The sequence below is a fragment of the Burkholderia sp. HI2761 genome, assembly GCF_002223355.1.
Lineage (GTDB): Bacteria > Pseudomonadota > Gammaproteobacteria > Burkholderiales > Burkholderiaceae > Burkholderia.
On sequence record NZ_NKFN01000009.1, the window covers coordinates 172821 to 188711 of the forward strand.

Annotated in this window: 12 protein-coding genes; 11 read left to right on the forward strand and 1 reads right to left on the reverse strand. The window is 67.8% G+C overall.

The features are described from left to right. Positions 1-39 precede the first annotated feature (39 nt). Positions 40-1437: an aspartate aminotransferase family protein gene (locus tag CFB46_RS32745; protein ID WP_027786378.1), complete on the forward strand. Its 1398-nt coding sequence runs from the start codon at positions 40-42 to the stop codon at positions 1435-1437. 30 nt (positions 1438-1467) lie between these two features. Continuing rightward, a complete protein-coding gene (locus CFB46_RS32750; RefSeq protein WP_027786379.1) occupies positions 1468-2907 on the forward strand; it encodes an aldehyde dehydrogenase family protein in 1440 nt (479 codons plus the stop codon). A gap of 59 nt (positions 2908-2966) precedes the next feature. Here the strand turns inward: CFB46_RS32750 and CFB46_RS32755 are convergent, their stop codons facing one another. Beyond that, positions 2967-3824 (reverse strand): FadR/GntR family transcriptional regulator, encoded by an 858-nt coding sequence (locus tag CFB46_RS32755; protein ID WP_027786380.1) that lies wholly within the window; start codon positions 3822-3824, stop codon positions 2967-2969. A 229-nt stretch (positions 3825-4053) separates the two neighbouring features. On the opposite strand from CFB46_RS32755, the gene CFB46_RS32765 reads away from it, so the two are divergent. The 9 genes from CFB46_RS32765 to CFB46_RS32805 all read left to right on the forward strand — a co-directional run bounded on the left by CFB46_RS32765 (position 4054) and on the right by CFB46_RS32805 (position 15856). Then, entirely contained in the window at positions 4054-5262 is a 1209-nt protein-coding gene (locus tag CFB46_RS32765) for an ABC transporter substrate-binding protein (protein ID WP_027786382.1), read from the forward strand. 70 nt (positions 5263-5332) lie between these two features. Beyond that, positions 5333-6193 carry a branched-chain amino acid ABC transporter permease gene (locus CFB46_RS32770; RefSeq protein WP_027786383.1) on the forward strand — a complete coding sequence of 287 codons (861 nt, stop codon included), beginning with the start codon at positions 5333-5335 and terminating at the stop codon, positions 6191-6193. After that, entirely contained in the window at positions 6190-7230 is a 1041-nt protein-coding gene (locus CFB46_RS32775) for a branched-chain amino acid ABC transporter permease (protein WP_027786384.1), read from the forward strand. Before CFB46_RS32770 ends, CFB46_RS32775 begins: the two co-directional genes overlap by 4 nt. Next, positions 7227-7994, forward strand: coding sequence for an ABC transporter ATP-binding protein (locus CFB46_RS32780; RefSeq protein WP_089502458.1), 768 nt, complete (start codon positions 7227-7229; stop codon positions 7992-7994). Before CFB46_RS32775 ends, CFB46_RS32780 begins: the two co-directional genes overlap by 4 nt. Then, a complete protein-coding gene (locus CFB46_RS32785; protein WP_027786386.1) occupies positions 7991-8692 on the forward strand; it encodes an ABC transporter ATP-binding protein in 702 nt (233 codons plus the stop codon). Before CFB46_RS32780 ends, CFB46_RS32785 begins: the two co-directional genes overlap by 4 nt. A 34-nt stretch (positions 8693-8726) precedes the next feature. Further along, on the forward strand, positions 8727-10007 hold the full coding sequence (locus tag CFB46_RS32790) for a Zn-dependent hydrolase (RefSeq protein WP_027786387.1): 1281 nt from the start codon (positions 8727-8729) through the stop codon (positions 10005-10007). Beyond that, entirely contained in the window at positions 10004-11506 is a 1503-nt protein-coding gene (locus CFB46_RS32795; RefSeq protein WP_027786388.1) for a M81 family metallopeptidase, read from the forward strand. Before CFB46_RS32790 ends, CFB46_RS32795 begins: the two co-directional genes overlap by 4 nt. A gap of 122 nt (positions 11507-11628) precedes the next feature. Continuing rightward, positions 11629-12816: a beta-propeller fold lactonase family protein gene (locus CFB46_RS32800; RefSeq protein WP_027786389.1), complete on the forward strand. Its 1188-nt coding sequence runs from the start codon at positions 11629-11631 to the stop codon at positions 12814-12816. Between the two features lie 547 nt (positions 12817-13363). Next, entirely contained in the window at positions 13364-15856 is a 2493-nt protein-coding gene (locus tag CFB46_RS32805) for a GH92 family glycosyl hydrolase (RefSeq protein WP_175888568.1), read from the forward strand. Positions 15857-15891: the final 35 nt, after the last annotated feature.

Here is a 15891-nt window from a genome sequence, read left to right on the forward strand (position 1 = left end):
CGCGATGCCGGTTTTGAAACCCTGAAGGAGGAGTGATCCATGAACGCCGTTGACGTCAATCTCGATGCGGACCTGCAGGCGCTCGGCAAGCGCCATCTGCTGATGCACTTCACGCATGCCGATGCATACCGCGAGAACGCGCTGACTGTGTTCGACCGCGGCGAAGGCTGCTGGCTCGTCGACCGCAGCGGCAAGCGCTATTTCGACGGGCTGGCCGGGCTGTACTGCGTGCAGGTCGGCTACAGCCACGGCGCGGAGATCGGCGATGCGATCCGCGAGCAGATGGTGCGGCTGCCGTTCGCGACCAACTGGGGATACGGCCACGAACCGGCGATCCGGCTCGCGCACCGGCTCGCGGCGCTCGCGCCGGAAGGACTGAACCGCGTGTTCTTCACGTCGAGCGGTTCCGAGTCGAACGAATCGGCGATCAAGCTGGTGCGCCAGTATCACCAGTCGCGCGGCGAGCCGCAGCGGCGCAAGTTCATCGCGCGGCGCGTCGCGTATCACGGCACGTCGTTCGGCGCGCTCGCGCTGAACGGGATGACGAACTTCCGCAAGCATTTCGAGCCGCTGATGTCGGGTGTGCGGCACGTCGGCAATACGAAGCGCTACGGCCGCCCGGCAGGCGAAACGGAAGCGCAGTTCACGCGCCATCTGCTCGACGAGATCGAATCGCTGATCGTGCAGGAGGGGCCCGACACGGTCGCCGCGATCGTCGTCGAGCCGTTGCAGAACGCGGGCGGCAGCCTGACGCCGCCGGCCGGCTACGCGGCTGGCCTGCGCGGCCTCTGCGACCGGCACGGCGTGCTGCTCGTGGCCGACGAGGTGATCTGCGGCTTCGGCCGGCTCGGCGAGTATTTCGGCTCCGCACGCTATGGGCTGAAGCCGGACATCATCACGTTCGCGAAAGGCATCGCGTCGGGTTACGTGCCGCTCGGCGGCGTGATCGCAAGCGACGCGGTCGTCGACACCGTGCTCGACGGGCCGCAGCAGATGTTCCTGCACGGCGCGACCTACGGCGGCCATCCGGTCGCGTGCACGGCCGCGCTCGCGAATCTCGCGATCATGGAGCGCGAAGGCGTGCTCGCGAACGTTCGCGACAACGAAGCGGTGTTTCGCCGGACGCTCGACGGGCTGCTCGAGCTGCCGTGCGTCGGCGACGTGCGCGGCGACGGCTATCACTACTCGCTCGAACTTGTGACGGACAAGGCCGCGGGCCGCTGGGCGGCCGGTATCAGTGCGCAGGCATTCGTGTCGACGATGCTCGCGCCGGCGATCTTCGACGCGGGGCTGTTGTGCCGCGCGGGCGTCGATCACGAAGGCACGCCGATCGTGCAATTCTCGCCGCCGCTCGTGATGTCGCGCGACGAGATCGTGTGGTTCGTCGCGCAGATTCGCGACATCCTCGTCGAAACCTACGCACGGGCGACGCGCTGAGCGCGGCATCCTTCATTTCAGGAGCATTCGATGCGAACGTCACAACAGTCCTACGTCGATGGCCAGTGGCTCGATCCGGCCGATGCGAGATCGATCGACGTGATCGATCCGGCCACCGCGCGGCCGTATGCACGGCTCGCGATCGGCGGCGCGGCCGATGTCGACCACGCGGTCGGCGCGGCGAAGCGGGCCTTCGATACCTATTCGCGCTGGCCGGTGGATGAGCGCGTCGCGTTGCTGAAGCGGGTCCTCGAGATCTATCAGCGCCGCTACGAGGAGGTCGCGCAGACGATCAGCCAGGAGATGGGGGCGCCGATCGCGTTCGCGCGGGCGATGCAGGCCGCGGTCGGCACCGCGCACCTCGAACAGACGATCCGCGCGCTGCAGTCGTTCCGCTTCAGCACGCAGACCGATTCGCTGCTGGTGTCGCACGAGCCGATCGGCGTGTGCGCGCTGATCACGCCGTGGAACTGGCCGATCAACCAGATCGTGTGCAAGGTCGCGCCGGCGCTCGCGGCTGGCTGCACGATGGTGCTCAAGCCGAGCGAGATCGCACCGTTCAGCGCGATCCTGTTCGCGGAGATCCTGCACGAAGCCGGCGTGCCGCGCGGCGTGTTCAATCTCGTGCACGGCTATGGACATGAAGTGGGCGACGCGCTATCGCGGCATCCGGAGGTCGACATGGTGTCGTTCACGGGCTCGACGCGGGCCGGCGTCGAAGTCGCGAAGGCGGCCGCCGATACCGTGAAGCGCGTGCACCAGGAGCTCGGCAGCAAGAGCCCGAACCTGATCCTGCCCGACGCGGACATCGAGGATGCCGTCACGCGCGGCACGCGCAGTTGCTTCAGCAACAGCGGCCAGTCGTGCAATGCGCCGACGCGCATGCTCGTGCACGTCGATCATCTGGCGCGGGCCGAGCAGGCGGCGCGCCGGGAAGCGGAACGTACCGTCGTCGGCGATCCGCGTTCGACGGAAACCGGCATCGGGCCGGTGGTCAGCCGCACGCAGTTCGATCGTATCCAGCACTTCATCCGGCTCGGGATCGAAGAAGGCGCGACGCTCGTCGCCGGCGGCCCCGGCCGGCCGGCGGGGCACGCGGACGGGTTCTACGTGCGGCCGACGGTGTTTTCGAACGTGACACCGGGCATGACGATCGCAACGGAAGAAATCTTCGGGCCGGTGTTGTCGATCATGACCTACCGGACCGAGGACGAGGCCGTCGCGCTTGCGAACGATTCGGTCTACGGGCTCGCGGCCTACGTGCAGTCGAAGGATCTCGAGCGCGCGCGCCGGATCGCGGCACGGTTGCGCGTCGGCAACGTCCACATCAACTACCCGGCGTGGAACCCGGCCGCGCCGTTCGGCGGCTACAAGCGCTCGGGCAACGGGCGCGAGTATGCGGAGTTCGGCCTCGTCGAGTATCTGGAAACGAAGGGTACGACCGGGTACACGGAAGGCGGCGCGCGATGACGACCTGATCGCCCGGACGAAGCGCGCGGCGAATGTGCCCCCGCCGCGTGTGCCGCCGCTCAGCGTTCTTCCGGATCCGTTGCGGACGCATCGGATCCCGCCACGGGCGCGGCGGCCGCGCGCCTGCGGATCTCGGAATCGAGGATCAACCGCCCACGCAGCTTGCCTTTCATCCGCTTCACATGCTTGGGAGCCTCGGTCATGTGCTCGACCATCAGCGCACGCACGCGCTCGGCGTCGCGCTCGCGCGCGGCCTGCAGGATCGCCTTGTGGATCGACACGTTCGCTTCGCCGAAGCGCTTGTGCTCGACGAGCGGCGTATCGTTCCGGAACTCGATCAACTGCCGGATCATCTCGTTGATCAGTTCGCAACTGAAGCGCAGGAACGGATTGGGATTCGCGGCCGCGAGGATGTCGTGGAACGTCGTGTCCTCCTGCCGCTGGCGCAGCATGTGGCCGCGATCGTGCACGCCCGACGCGCCGTCGCAGCACGCGATGTTCGATTCCAGCGCCGCGAAGTCGCGCTCCGTCAGGTGCGGCACGGCGCCGGCGGCCAGCTCGGGTTCGAGCAGCTTGCGCACCGTATAGATGTCGTCGATCGTCACGTCCTTGAAGAACAGGTAGTTCTGCAGGAGCTGAAGCGTGCGGTCGAGCGGCACCTCGACGATCATCCCGCCGCCCGACGGCCCGGTCGTGACCTTGATGAGGCCCTGCACCTCGAGCGACTTCAGCGCCTCCCGGATCGTGCTCTTGCTCACCGCATAGAGCTGCTGCAGCTCGGCTTCGCGCGGCAGGCGGTCACCCGGCTTCAGGTCCTTCTCGGTGATCAGCCGCTTGATCTCCTCGGCGACGAGATCGGCCCGCTTCGGCTGCTTGATTTCGACCGCGAGGCCCGCCCTGGGTCGGTCCATGACCATCTTCACGACTCCTTTTTCTGACCGCGCGCCGCGTCATCTTCGACGATCGGTCCTGGCGCGGGTACGGAATTTTGCCTGATTGACACCAATTTTGATCAACTCTAGCATCAGGTTCATCCTATTTATCATGATAAATAGGATGAACCGGCGGCGCGCATGCGGGAGTGGCGTGGGCACGGTTTGGCAGTCGGTCGTATCGCGTGTGTCCCCCATCATGAGGAGCATCAACTTGAATCGCCGAGAACTGTTGAAACTGGCCGCGCTGTCGGCCGTGCCGGGCGCGCTCGGCAGCATGTCGTCCCGCGTCGCGTTCGCGCAGGGCTCGCCCATCCAGCTTGCCTGCCCGGTGCCGATGTCCGGCCCGTTCGCCGCCAACGGCAAGTACGCCGATCTCGGCATGCAACTGGTCGTCAAGCAATACGGCAAGGTGCTCGGCGCGCCGCTCGCCTATACGGCGCTCGACACCGAGGGCAAGCCCGCGACGGCCGTGCGGCGCGTGCAGGAAATCGCGCAGCAGAAGGGCGTGCGTTTCTTCGCGGGCGGCATCCTGTCGTCCGAATCGCTGGCGATGGGCAAGGAAGTCCAGAAGGCGGGCGGCGTGTTCATCACGACGGCCGGGGCGGACGAGATCACCGGCAAGGATTGCAACGCGGCGACCTTCCGCTGGTCGGTGCCGACGTTCGGCGCGATCGAGCAGACGGTGCGCCCGTTGATCCAGATGCTGCCGAAGGCGAAGCGCTGGTACACGATCACGCCGCAATACGTGTTCGGCGACGGCCTGCTGTCGGCCGCGAAGGCGCTCTTCAAGGAGAAGGGCATCGAGCACGTCGGCAACAGCTATCACTCGCTCGCCGAAAAGGAATTCAGCGGCTACCTGACCAATGCGGCGGCCGCGCAGCCGGACGTGCTGCTGATCCTCAACTTCGGCTCGCAATCGTCGGACACGCTGCGCCAGGCCGTCAGCTTCGGGATGAAGCGCAACTGCACGATCCTGCTCGCGTGGGCATCGGGCCTCGAGCAGTTCGAGGCGCTCGGTCCGGATATCTGCGACGGCGTGTATTTCGGCGCGCAGTACTGGCACGGCATCGATTCGCCGCTGAACCGCGATCTCGTGAAGCGCGCGAACGCCGCGTTCAAGGCGAACCCGAACTACAGCCTCGCGGGTTCGTACATGTGCTCGAAGATCCTGATCGACGCGATGGTGAAGGCCGGCAGTGCCGATCCGAAGAAGGTCGTCGCCGCGATGGAAGGGATGAAGTACGACGGCCTCACGGGTCCGGAGGAAATCCGCAAGGGCGACCACCAGGTGCTGAAGAACTACTACCTGCTGAAAGGCAAGCCGAAGAGCCGGATGAAGAACGCGGACGACTACGCGGACATCGTCAGCTCCGGCCAGTCGTTCCTGGCGGTCGACAAGACGGGCTGCAAGCTCGCGTGACGCCGTGCATGCGTTCGCGGCGCATCGCGCGCCGCGGGCGTCCGTTATCTTCCTTTCCGACACGGAAGCCATGAACGTCTATCTGCTGCAGATCGTCAACGGCATCGGCGTGGGCATGCTGTATTTCCTGCTCGCCGTCGGCCTGTCGATCGTGTTCGGCCTGCTGCGCTTCGTGAATTTCGCTCACGGCGCGTTCTACCTGCTTGGTGCGTATCTCTGCTACCAGGCGTTGCAATGGTCGGCGAATTTCTGGGTGGCGCTCGCGATCGTACCGCTCGTCGTCGGCGCGTTCGCATGGATCGTCGAGAAGCTCGTGCTGCGTCATGTGTACGCGCAGCAACATGAATTTCACATCCTCGCGACGGTCGGGCTCGCGCTCGTGCTGCAGGAGTGCGCGATCCTCGCATGGGGCCCGCTCGGCGACAACGTGCCGCCGCCCGACGCGCTGAACGGCGTCGTGATCTGGGGCGGCTTCGTCTACCCGAAGTACCGGCTGTTCGTGATCGCGTTCACGGCCGTCCTCGCCGCGTTGCTGTGGTGGGTGCTCGAAGGCACGCGGCTCGGCAGTACGGTGCGCGCGGGCAGCGAATCGACGGAGATGGTGTCGCTGCTCGGCATCAACGTGACGCGCGTGTTCAGCCTCGTGTTCGCGCTCGGCGCGGCGACGGCCGCGCTGGCCGGCGTACTCGCCGCACCGATCCGCGGCGTCGATCCGTTCATGGGTATCGAGGCGCTCGGCGTCGCGTTCGTCGTGGTCGTCGTCGGCGGGATGGGGAATTTTCTCGGCGCGCTCGTGGGCGGCCTGCTGGTCGGCATCGTGCAGAGCCTGATGAGCACGCTGTGGCCGGAAGGCGCGCGGCTGATGATTTATGTCGCGATGGCGGCCGTGCTGCTGCTGCGTCCGAACGGTTTGCTGGGGAGGGCCGCATGATCGACTCGTCGAAACCGCTGCCGCCGGGCGCGGCGGCGTCGCAACGTCCGCAGTGGCGCGGCGTGCTGCAGCGGCCGGAAGCCTGGCTCGCGGTGGTGGCCGCGTGCGTGTTGCCGCTCGTGTTGAGTTCGGGCTCGCTCGCGACCGAGGTGCTCGTGTTCGCGCTCGCCGCGCTCGGCTGCAACCTGCTGCTCGGTTACACGGGGCTGTTGTCGTTCGGGCAGGGCATCTTCTTCGGGCTCGGCAGCTACACGGCGGGGCTGGTGTTGACGCGCGGCGTCCCATCCGTGACGGCCGCGCTGGTCGCGGCCGCGGTGCTCGGCGCCGTCGCGGCCGCACTCGTCGGCTGGTTCTCGATCCGGCAGCGCGGCACGTATTTCGTGATGCTGACGCTCGCGTTCGGGCAGTTGTTCTACTTTCTCGCGTATACGACGCCGGATGTGACGGGCGGCGACAACGGGCTGCTCGACATCCCGCGTCCCGCGCTCGCCGCGTTCGGGCATCCGCTCGTCTCGCTCGATTCGCCGTGGCGCTACTACGGCTTCGTCGCGGTGCTGTTCGTCGCGGTGTTCTGGCTGCTGCTGCGCGTCTCGCGCTCGGTGTTCGGGCGGACGCTGCTCGCGATTCGCGACAACGAGGCGCGCGCGGCGGCGGCCGGCTACGACGTGAAGCGCTTCAAGCTCGCGGCGTTCGTGATCTCGGGCGCGGTCACGGGCCTGGCGGGGGCGCTGCACGCATTGATGACGGGCATCGCGCCGCTGTCGAACATCGACTATCACACGAGCGAGATGATTCTCGTGATGACGGTGATCGGCGGCACGGGCAACCTGTTCGCGTCGGTGCTCGGCGCGGCGTTCTACGTGCTGTTCGCGGACTGGCTGTCGACGCTGTGGCCGCGCTGGCTGCTGCTGCTCGGCCTCGTGCTGATCGCGGTCAGCCTGTTCATGCAGCGCGGGTTGTGGGGGCTGGGCGAACGCGTCGTGGCGTCGCTGCGGCGTAGCGATCGCGCGGCGGCTACGGTCAAGGAGCGGCAATGAGCGAAGCGATTCTCGAAGCGCGCGGCATCGTCAAGCGCTACGGCAAGTTCACGGCGCTGGGCGGCGTCGATCTACGCATCATGCCGCGCACCGTGCATTCGGTGATCGGCCCGAACGGCGCGGGCAAGACGACGCTGTTCCATACGCTGACGGGCACGTTGCCGATCACGTCGGGCTCCATCCTGTTCGACGGTCACGACGTGTCGCACGAACCCGATCACAAGCGCGTGCGGCGCGGCATCGCGCGCTCGTTCCAGGTCACGAGCCTGTTTCCGAACCTGAGCGTGCGCGAGAACCTGCGCGTCGCCGCACAGGGCGTCGAATCGCGGCGGGCGCTGAATCCGTGGACGCCGCCTCGCGGCGCGCTTGCGCATGACGACATCGTCGACGACGTACTCGAGCGGCTCGGCCTGCAGCGCTTCGCCGGCACGGCGTCCGGCGTGCTGTCGCATGGCCAGCAGCGCCGGCTCGAGGTCGGCATGGCGCTGGCGGCACGGCCGCGCGCGATCTTCCTCGACGAGCCGACGTCGGGCATGGGCATCGACGATCTCGACGACATGAAGACGCTGATCCGCAGCCTGCGCGACGACTGCACGGTCGTGCTGATCGAACACAACATGGGCATCGTGATGGACATATCGGACACGATCACGGTGATGCAGCAGGGGCGCGTGCTGGTCGAGGGCAAGCCCGACGCGATTCGCGGCGACGCGCGCGTGCGCAGCGCCTATCTCGGCAACATGATCACGGGAGGCCGCGCATGATGCTCGACGTGAAGGAGGTGCATGCCTGCTACGGCAAGAGCCACGTGCTGCAGGGCGTTTCGCTGAACGTGAACGAAGGCGAGACGGTGACGCTCCTCGGCCGCAACGGGGCGGGCAAGTCGACGACGCTCAAGACCATTGCGGGCGTGGTCGCGCCGACCGGCGGCACGGTGACGTTCGCGGGCCGTCCGGTGTCCGGGCAGCCGGCGCACCGGATCGCCGCGCGCGGCCTCTGCTTCGTGCCCGAGCATCGGGGGATTTTCCGGCTGCTGTCGGTCGAGGAAAACCTGCGGCTCGGCGCGCGTCGCGATTCGCCGTGGCAGCTCGACGATATCTACCGGATCTTTCCGCGCCTGAAGGAGCGCCGCCGCAACGGCGGCGCGCAGTTGTCGGGCGGCGAGCAGCAGATGCTCGCGATCGGTCGCGCGCTGATGAATCATCCGCGGCTGCTGATGCTCGACGAGCCGGTCGAGGGGCTCGCGCCAGTGATCGTCGAGGAGATCGTCGAGCAGTTGAAGCGGATCAAGGCGGCCGGCGTCGCGATCCTGCTCGTCGAACAGAACCTCGAAGTGTGCACGCAGCTCGCGGATCGCCACTTCGTGATCGAACAGGGTGTGATCGTCTACGAAGGCAGCAACGCGGCGTTCGCGGCCGATCACGACGTGAAGGACCGGTACCTGGGCGTCGGCGTCGCATGAGCGCCGTGCCCTTTCAATGCGAGGAATGGCAACGATGCAAGTACAGGATTCGACTCCGGGCGTCGCGGCGTCCGGTTTGCGCGTCGATGGCGCGCGGCTGTGGAGCAGCCTGATGCGTCTCGCGCGGATCGGCGCGACCGACAAGGGCGGTGTGTGCCGTCTCGCACTCACCGAACTCGATCGCGATGCGCGCGACCTGTTCGTCGCGTGGGCGAAGGAAATCGGCTGCACGGTGCGCGTCGATGCGATCGGCAATATCTTTGCGCGGCGCGCGGGCGAACGGGGTGACCTGCCGGCCGTGGCGACGGGCAGCCACATCGACACGCAGCCGACCGGCGGCAAGTTCGACGGCAACTACGGCGTGCTGGCCGGCCTCGAGGTGCTGCGCACGCTCGACGACGCGGGGGTGCGCACGCGCGCGCCGCTCGAGGTGGCCGTCTGGACCAACGAGGAAGGGTCTCGCTTCGTTCCGGTGATGATGGGGTCCGGCGTGTTCGCGGGCGCGTTCACGCTCGACCATGCGCTCGCGCAACGCGACCGCGACGGCGTGTCGGTGCGCGATGCGCTGGCGGCGATCGGCTATGCGGGCGACGGGCGCGACGCGCATCCGGTCGGCGCGTATTTCGAGGCGCATATCGAGCAGGGGCCGGTGCTGGAGGCGCACGACACGACGATCGGCGTGGTCGAGGGCGCGCTCGGACAGCGCTGGTACGACGTGACCGTACACGGGATGGAGGCGCATGCGGGCCCGACGCCGATGGAACTCCGGCACGACGCGCTGCTGGTCGCGGCCGATCTCGTGCGCGCGGTGAACGGTATCGCGCGGGCGCATCCGCCGCACGGGCGCGGCACGGTCGGCTGGGTCGACGTGCACCCGAATTCGCGCAACGTGATTCCCGGCCGCGTGACGCTGACCGTCGACCTGCGCGCGGCCGACGACGCGACGCTGGCGACGATGGATGCGCAATTGCGTGCGGCATGCGCCGACCTGGGCACGGCGGCCGGCATGCGGATCGACGTCGAGCCGGTCGTGTACTTTCCGCCGCAGCCGTTCGATCCGGCGCTGGTCGAGCAGGTCCGCGCCGGCGCGCGTGCGCTCGGGCTGTCGTCGATGAACGTGATCAGCGGCGCGGGCCACGATGCGGTGTATCTTGCGCGCGTCGCGCCGACCGCGATGATCTTCGTGCCGTGCAAGGATGGCATCAGCCACAACGAGATCGAGGACGCCGATCCGGACCATCTGGAAGCCGGCTGCAACGTGCTGCTGCACGCGATGCTGGGCGCTGCCGGGATCGCGGAGGGCCGTGCGCAATGAAGATCCTGATCGCCCGGATGAACCACGAGACCAACACGTTCTCGCCGGTGCCGACGCCGCTCGCCGCGTTCGGCCGCAACGGCCCCGACTGGGGCGACGATGCGTATCGCGCGAATCGCGGGATGCGCACCGCGATGGCCGCGTTCATCGATGCGGCCGAGCGCGCAGGCGCCGACATCGTGACGCCCGTATCGGCGGCCGCGAACCCGAGCGGTCCGGTCGCGGCCGATGCGTACGCGGCGATCTGCGATGCGATCGTTGCGGCCGCGCCCGGCTGCGACGCGGTGATGCTCGACCTGCATGGGGCGATGGTCGCCGAGCAGAGCGCGGACGGCGAGGGCGACCTGCTCGCGCGCGTACGCGCGGCGCTGCCCGACGCGCCGATCGCGGTCGCGCTCGACCTGCATGCGAACGTCACGCAGAAGATGATTGATCACGCGGACGTGATCGTCAGTTTCAAGACCTATCCGCACGTCGACATGTACGAGACCGGCGAGCATGCGGCGCGGCTGCTGCTCGACCGGCTTCATGGCCGCGCGCGGCCCGTGCTCGCGTGGCGGCAGCCGCCGCTGATGACGTCGACGCTGCGCAGCGCGAGCGCCGAAGGCGCGATGCGGCGCGCGGTGGAGGCCGCGCGCGCGGCGGAGGCGGACGGGATGCTCGCGGTGTCGGTGTTGCCCGGCTTCTCGCTCGCGGATATTCCGGCGCCGTGCATCAGCGTGGTCGTGGTGGCCGACGGCGACCGCGCCGGCGCCGACGCCGTGGCCGAGCGCATCGCGCGGCAGATCTGGGACGCGCGCGACGAATTCGTCTATCGCAGCGCGCCGCTCGCCGAATCGGTCGCGCAGGCCGCCGCGCTCGCCCGCGGCGCGGACCGCCCGGTGCTGATGCTCGATCACGGCGACAACTGCATGTCGGGCGGCCCGTGCGACACGATGGACCTGCTCGAAGCCGCGCTCGCGCACGGGCTCGACGGGATCGTCAGCGGGCCGTTGTGCGACCCCGACGCCGTGGCGGCGCTGATCGATGCGGGCGTTGGCGCAACCGTCACGGTGCCGGTCGGCAACCGCCTGCCGTCGCACGGCGGCGTGCGGCGCGAACCGTTTCGGGCGACGGGCATCGTGCGCGCGATCACCGACGGCGAATACGTGATCACCGGGCCGACGTATACCGGGCAGCGTGCGTACATGGGCCGCGCGGCGGTGCTCGACATCGGCACGGCCACGCTCGTCGTCACCGAGCGCACGCAGGAGCCGTGGGATCTCGGCGTGTTCGAGAGCGTCGGCGTCGATCCGCGCCGTGCGCGCTTCCTGCTGCTGAAGTCGCGGATGTATTGCCGGCCGGTGTTCGTGCCGATTGCATCCGCACTGGTCGAATGCGACAGCCGCGGCGTGACGGGTTCGGACTTCGGGCTGTTCCGCTACGAGCGGCTCGCGCGGCCGGTGTATCCGCTCGACGACATCGGGCGGTGGGCGTCGGGCGCGGGCCGCACGGCCTGACGGAAACGGATACGAGACGCCGGGCTCGCGCGCTTTCGGGCATCATGCGATGGCGCCGGCCCGTCGGGCAGCAGGGTCGGGCAATCCATTGCGTCCGCAACCGATCCGGAGAACCGACCGCCATGCATTCGAATCCCTTCCGCCTGCGCGGCGCGCGCCTGCTCGCCGCGCTGACCCTCGCCACGACGGCCGTTGCCGTGCACGCCGCCGACTGGATCGTGTCCGGCAACGACGGCAAGTACCAGCGCGTCGAGGGCCGCGACACCTATCTGCCTTCGCCGCCCGCCGACACGCTGACGCTGCTCGACGCCAGCACGTTCCCGCCGAAGGTCGCGCTGCAGGTCGACGTCGAGAACGGCATCCAGGGGCCGCCGCAGGCGGTCGCGATCACGCCCGACGCGAAGCTCGCGCTCGTCGGCGCGCCGACGCGCTATGACGCGGCCGCGAAGCAGCTCGTGCTCGACACGTTCCTGCAGGTCGTGAATCTCGACACCGCGCCGCCCGCGATCACGCGCGTCGAGCTCGGCACGCATCCGCAAGGGATCGCGATCGACCGCTCGGGTCGGCTCGCGCTCGTCGCCAACGTCGACGGCAGCGTGTCGATCCTTCGCATCGACGGCACGCACGTGACGCTCGACGGCACCCTGAAAATCGGCAAGAAGCGGCTGGCCGGGATCAGCTTCACGCACGACGGCAAGCATGCGCTCGTGTCGCTGCGCGACGAGCAGGGCATCGCGGTGCTGAACGTCGACGACGGCAAGGTGACCGACAGCGGCACGCGCCTGAGCACGGGCGTCGCGCCGTACACGATCGACGTGTCGAGCGACAACCGCTGGGCCGTCGTCAGCAACGTCGGGCTCGCCGGGCTGCCGGGTTACACCGGCACGCTCGCGGGCGACGCCGATTCGGTCGCGCTGATCGACGTATCGCGCGTGCCGTTCCGCACGGTCCAGTATTTGACGGTGCCGTCGCTGCCGGAAGGCGTCGCGATTTCACCGAACGGCAAGTGGATCGCCGTGCAGGCGATGGACGGCTCGAACCTGACGGCCGACAACCCGGGCCGCCACAAGCTCGGCAAGGTGCTGCTGTTCGAAATCCGCGACGGGCAGGCCGTGAAGGTGAGCGAAGTGCCGGGCGGCGAAGCCGCGCAGGGCATCGTGTTTACCGCCGACAGCCGGCACGTGATCGTGCAGTTCAACGTCGAACGGCAGCTTGCGCTGTATGCGATCGAAGGCGGCAAGCTGCGCGATACGGGCAAGCGGATCGCGCTGACGGGCGGGCCGTCGTCGTTGAGGAGGTTGCCGCGCTGACGCGCCGCCGCGCGCTTCGCCCGTTTTTTCGCATCCGTGAGTGAACAGGGTACCCGCATTCGCCGGGTGCCCGCCGATCCCCATCCTTCTCTTGTCTGGTTGCAACGCAACAAACGCCGGCAATTTGTACCAGAAGCCACTTAACTCTCGATTGTTTAGTTAAACAAACTGAAAATTCGGGAAACTTCTCGTGGTGAATAAACAATCGTTACGGCACTGTAAGGCCCGGGAAGGCAGGACGGATATCCCGAACAGGAGGCCCACGTTGACGAACCGAGCACGCGTCGTCGACGCCGGATGACTCATTTAGTTAATGGTGCTAAACGAAAAAATGAAAAATCCACGACTCTTGATCGTCGCCGCACTGACGTGTGCCGCGCTCGCCGCATGTGGCGGCGACGACGTGAACAGTACGTCGACCGCCGGCAACGGCGGCACGGACGGGCCATCGACATCGGGGCCATCGCAACCAGGACAAACCGGGCAGCCGGCGCAGCCCGGCCAACCCTCCACGCCGACGCCCACGCCCACACCCACGCGTACCAACATGCAACTGACGCAGTTCGTCAACCCGCTGATCGGTACGCAGGTCAATGGCGACTCCGGCTACGCGGGCAACGTGAACCCGGGCGCCACGGTGCCGTTCGGGATGGTCGATTTCGGGCCGAACACGCCGCGCTACGACTTCAACGGTTCGGGCGGCTACCTGTCGTCGGGCGGGTCGAACGGTACGATCGATTTCTTCAGCGTCACGCACCTGAGCGGCGTCGGCTGCCCGGGGCAGGGCGCGGTCGCGATGCTGCCCACCGACGGGGCGAACGCCATCGCGCCGGGCGGCAGCCCGACCGGCATCGGATACAGCTATTCGGACGAAGCGGCCCAACCCGGCTACTACAAGGTGCGCCTCGCGAACGGCATCGTGACGGAACTGAGCGCGACCGCGCGCTCCGGCCTCGCGCGCTTCACGTACACGGACAAGAACAAGGGCTTTTTCTCGGTCGATGCGAAGCTGAACGGCAACAGCGATTCGGGCAGCACGAGCATCACCGCGAACAACGTGGCGCTCGCGCTTGCCAGCGACGGCAGGTCGATGAGCGGGCAGGCCATCGCACCCGCGTTCTGCACGCCGTACGGCACGATCTGGAACGCTCCCGTGTATTTCTATGCGACCTTCGACAAGCCGCTGCGCAAGCAAACGGGTACGTCGGTGAATACCGCAAGCAACGGCGCCGCGACACTGCAGTTCGATCTGACCGATGCTGACAAGACCGTCACCGTGAAGGTCGGCATCTCGTCCGTCAGCGTGTCGAACGCGCAGGCCAACCTGGCGGCCGAGGGCGAAAAACTGACGTTCGACGATGCGCGTGCGAAGGCATCGGCAGCATGGAACGACCGGCTCAACACGATCCAGATCGATCAGGCGAAGGATCCGGGTTCGCTGAACGCCACGCAGAAGGCGAACCTCACGAAGTTCTACACGGCGCTGTATCACGTGTTCAGCGCGCCGACGCTCTACAGCGACACGAATGGCGAGTTTCGCAGCATGCGTCAGCCGAAGAACGCGAACGGCGGCTATCCGACTTCGGTCGACCGGACCGGCACCGTCCCGCAGCGTGCCACCGCGAACGTCAAGGACTATGCGTACAAACGTCCGGACGGCTCGCAAGGCGGCGGCGCCAACCACTACACGGGCTTCTCGCTGTGGGATACGTATCGCTCGCAGGCGCAGCTGCTTGCCATGCTCGCGCCGCACGAAGCGAGCGACATGATGCAGTCGCTCGTCGTCGACGGGCTGCAATGCGGCGCGTTTCCGCACTGGGTCGACGGCAGCGACGATTCGACGCCGATGGCGGGCGACAACGCGCTGAACGTGATCGCCGGTTCCTACCAGTTCGGCGCGACCGATTTCGATCTGGTGTCGGCCGCGCGTCTGACGAAGCAGTCGGTATTCGATCCGTCGAGCGCGTGCAACGACCGCGCGAGCGCGCCGGGGCTCGCCAATTTCCTGACGGCCCATTACCTGTCGCAGAGCGACGACGGCCATTCGTCGTCCGCGACCATCGAGCGCGTGCTGAGCGACCGCTCGGCGGCCGCGTTCCTGCAGGCACTGCCCGCCAGCGTGCTGAACGCGCCGTCGGTCGGCGTGACGGCGGACAACATCGGCACGCTGTACACGCGCGCGTCGTGGTGGCGCAACATCTTCGACTACGCGAACAAGGTGATCGCCGCGCGCAATGCGCCGCCGGCCGGTGCGGCGCCCGGGACGCTGGGCACGCTCGTGCAGGGCTCGTTCCACGAATCGACGGAGCCGAACTACTTCTGGACCTTCGCGCAGGACTGGTCCGCGCTGATCGACGCGATCGGCGGCAAGCAGGCGGCCGTCGCGCGGCTGAACGAACTGTTCTCGATCACGACCCCGTACTCGACCGTGCCGGCTTCCGGCAGCCTGAACGGCGGCGAATCGTCGAACGGCCTCTATATCGGCAACGAACCGTCGTTCCAGTCGCCGTGGGGCTACAACTGGGCCGGGCAACCGAGCGGCGCGCAGTACGTCCTGCCGATCATCATGGCGCAGACGTTCGGCACCGGCCGCGACGGCCTGCCCGGCAACGACGACATGGGCGCGACGTCGAGCTGGTACGTGTGGGCGACGCTCGGCATGTTCCCGGTCATTCCGTCGGAAGCCGGTCTGGCGTTGTCGACGCCGCAATTCAGCGGGATCACGGTGTGGCTCGGCAACGGCAAGACGCTGCGACTCGAAAGCGACAAGCAGGTTGCCGCGGACGATACCGGCCGCGCCGCGTTCCCGTACATCCAGTCGCTGAATGTAAACGGCGCGGACTACGCGGGCTCGTGGCTGCCGCTCGGCAAGATCACCAACGGCGGAACGATGCGTTACGCGCTGTCCGCCACGCCGACGCAATGGGCGGCCGCCGACAACCTGACGCCGCCGTCCGGGCCGAATGCGGACTATACGCAGATGACCGCCGGCGGCGCGTCGACTGCGACGCGCCTGCTGCACCAGGCCGGCGCGCGATAAATGCAGGGATGCGCGCAGGGCGCCGCGCTGCGCGC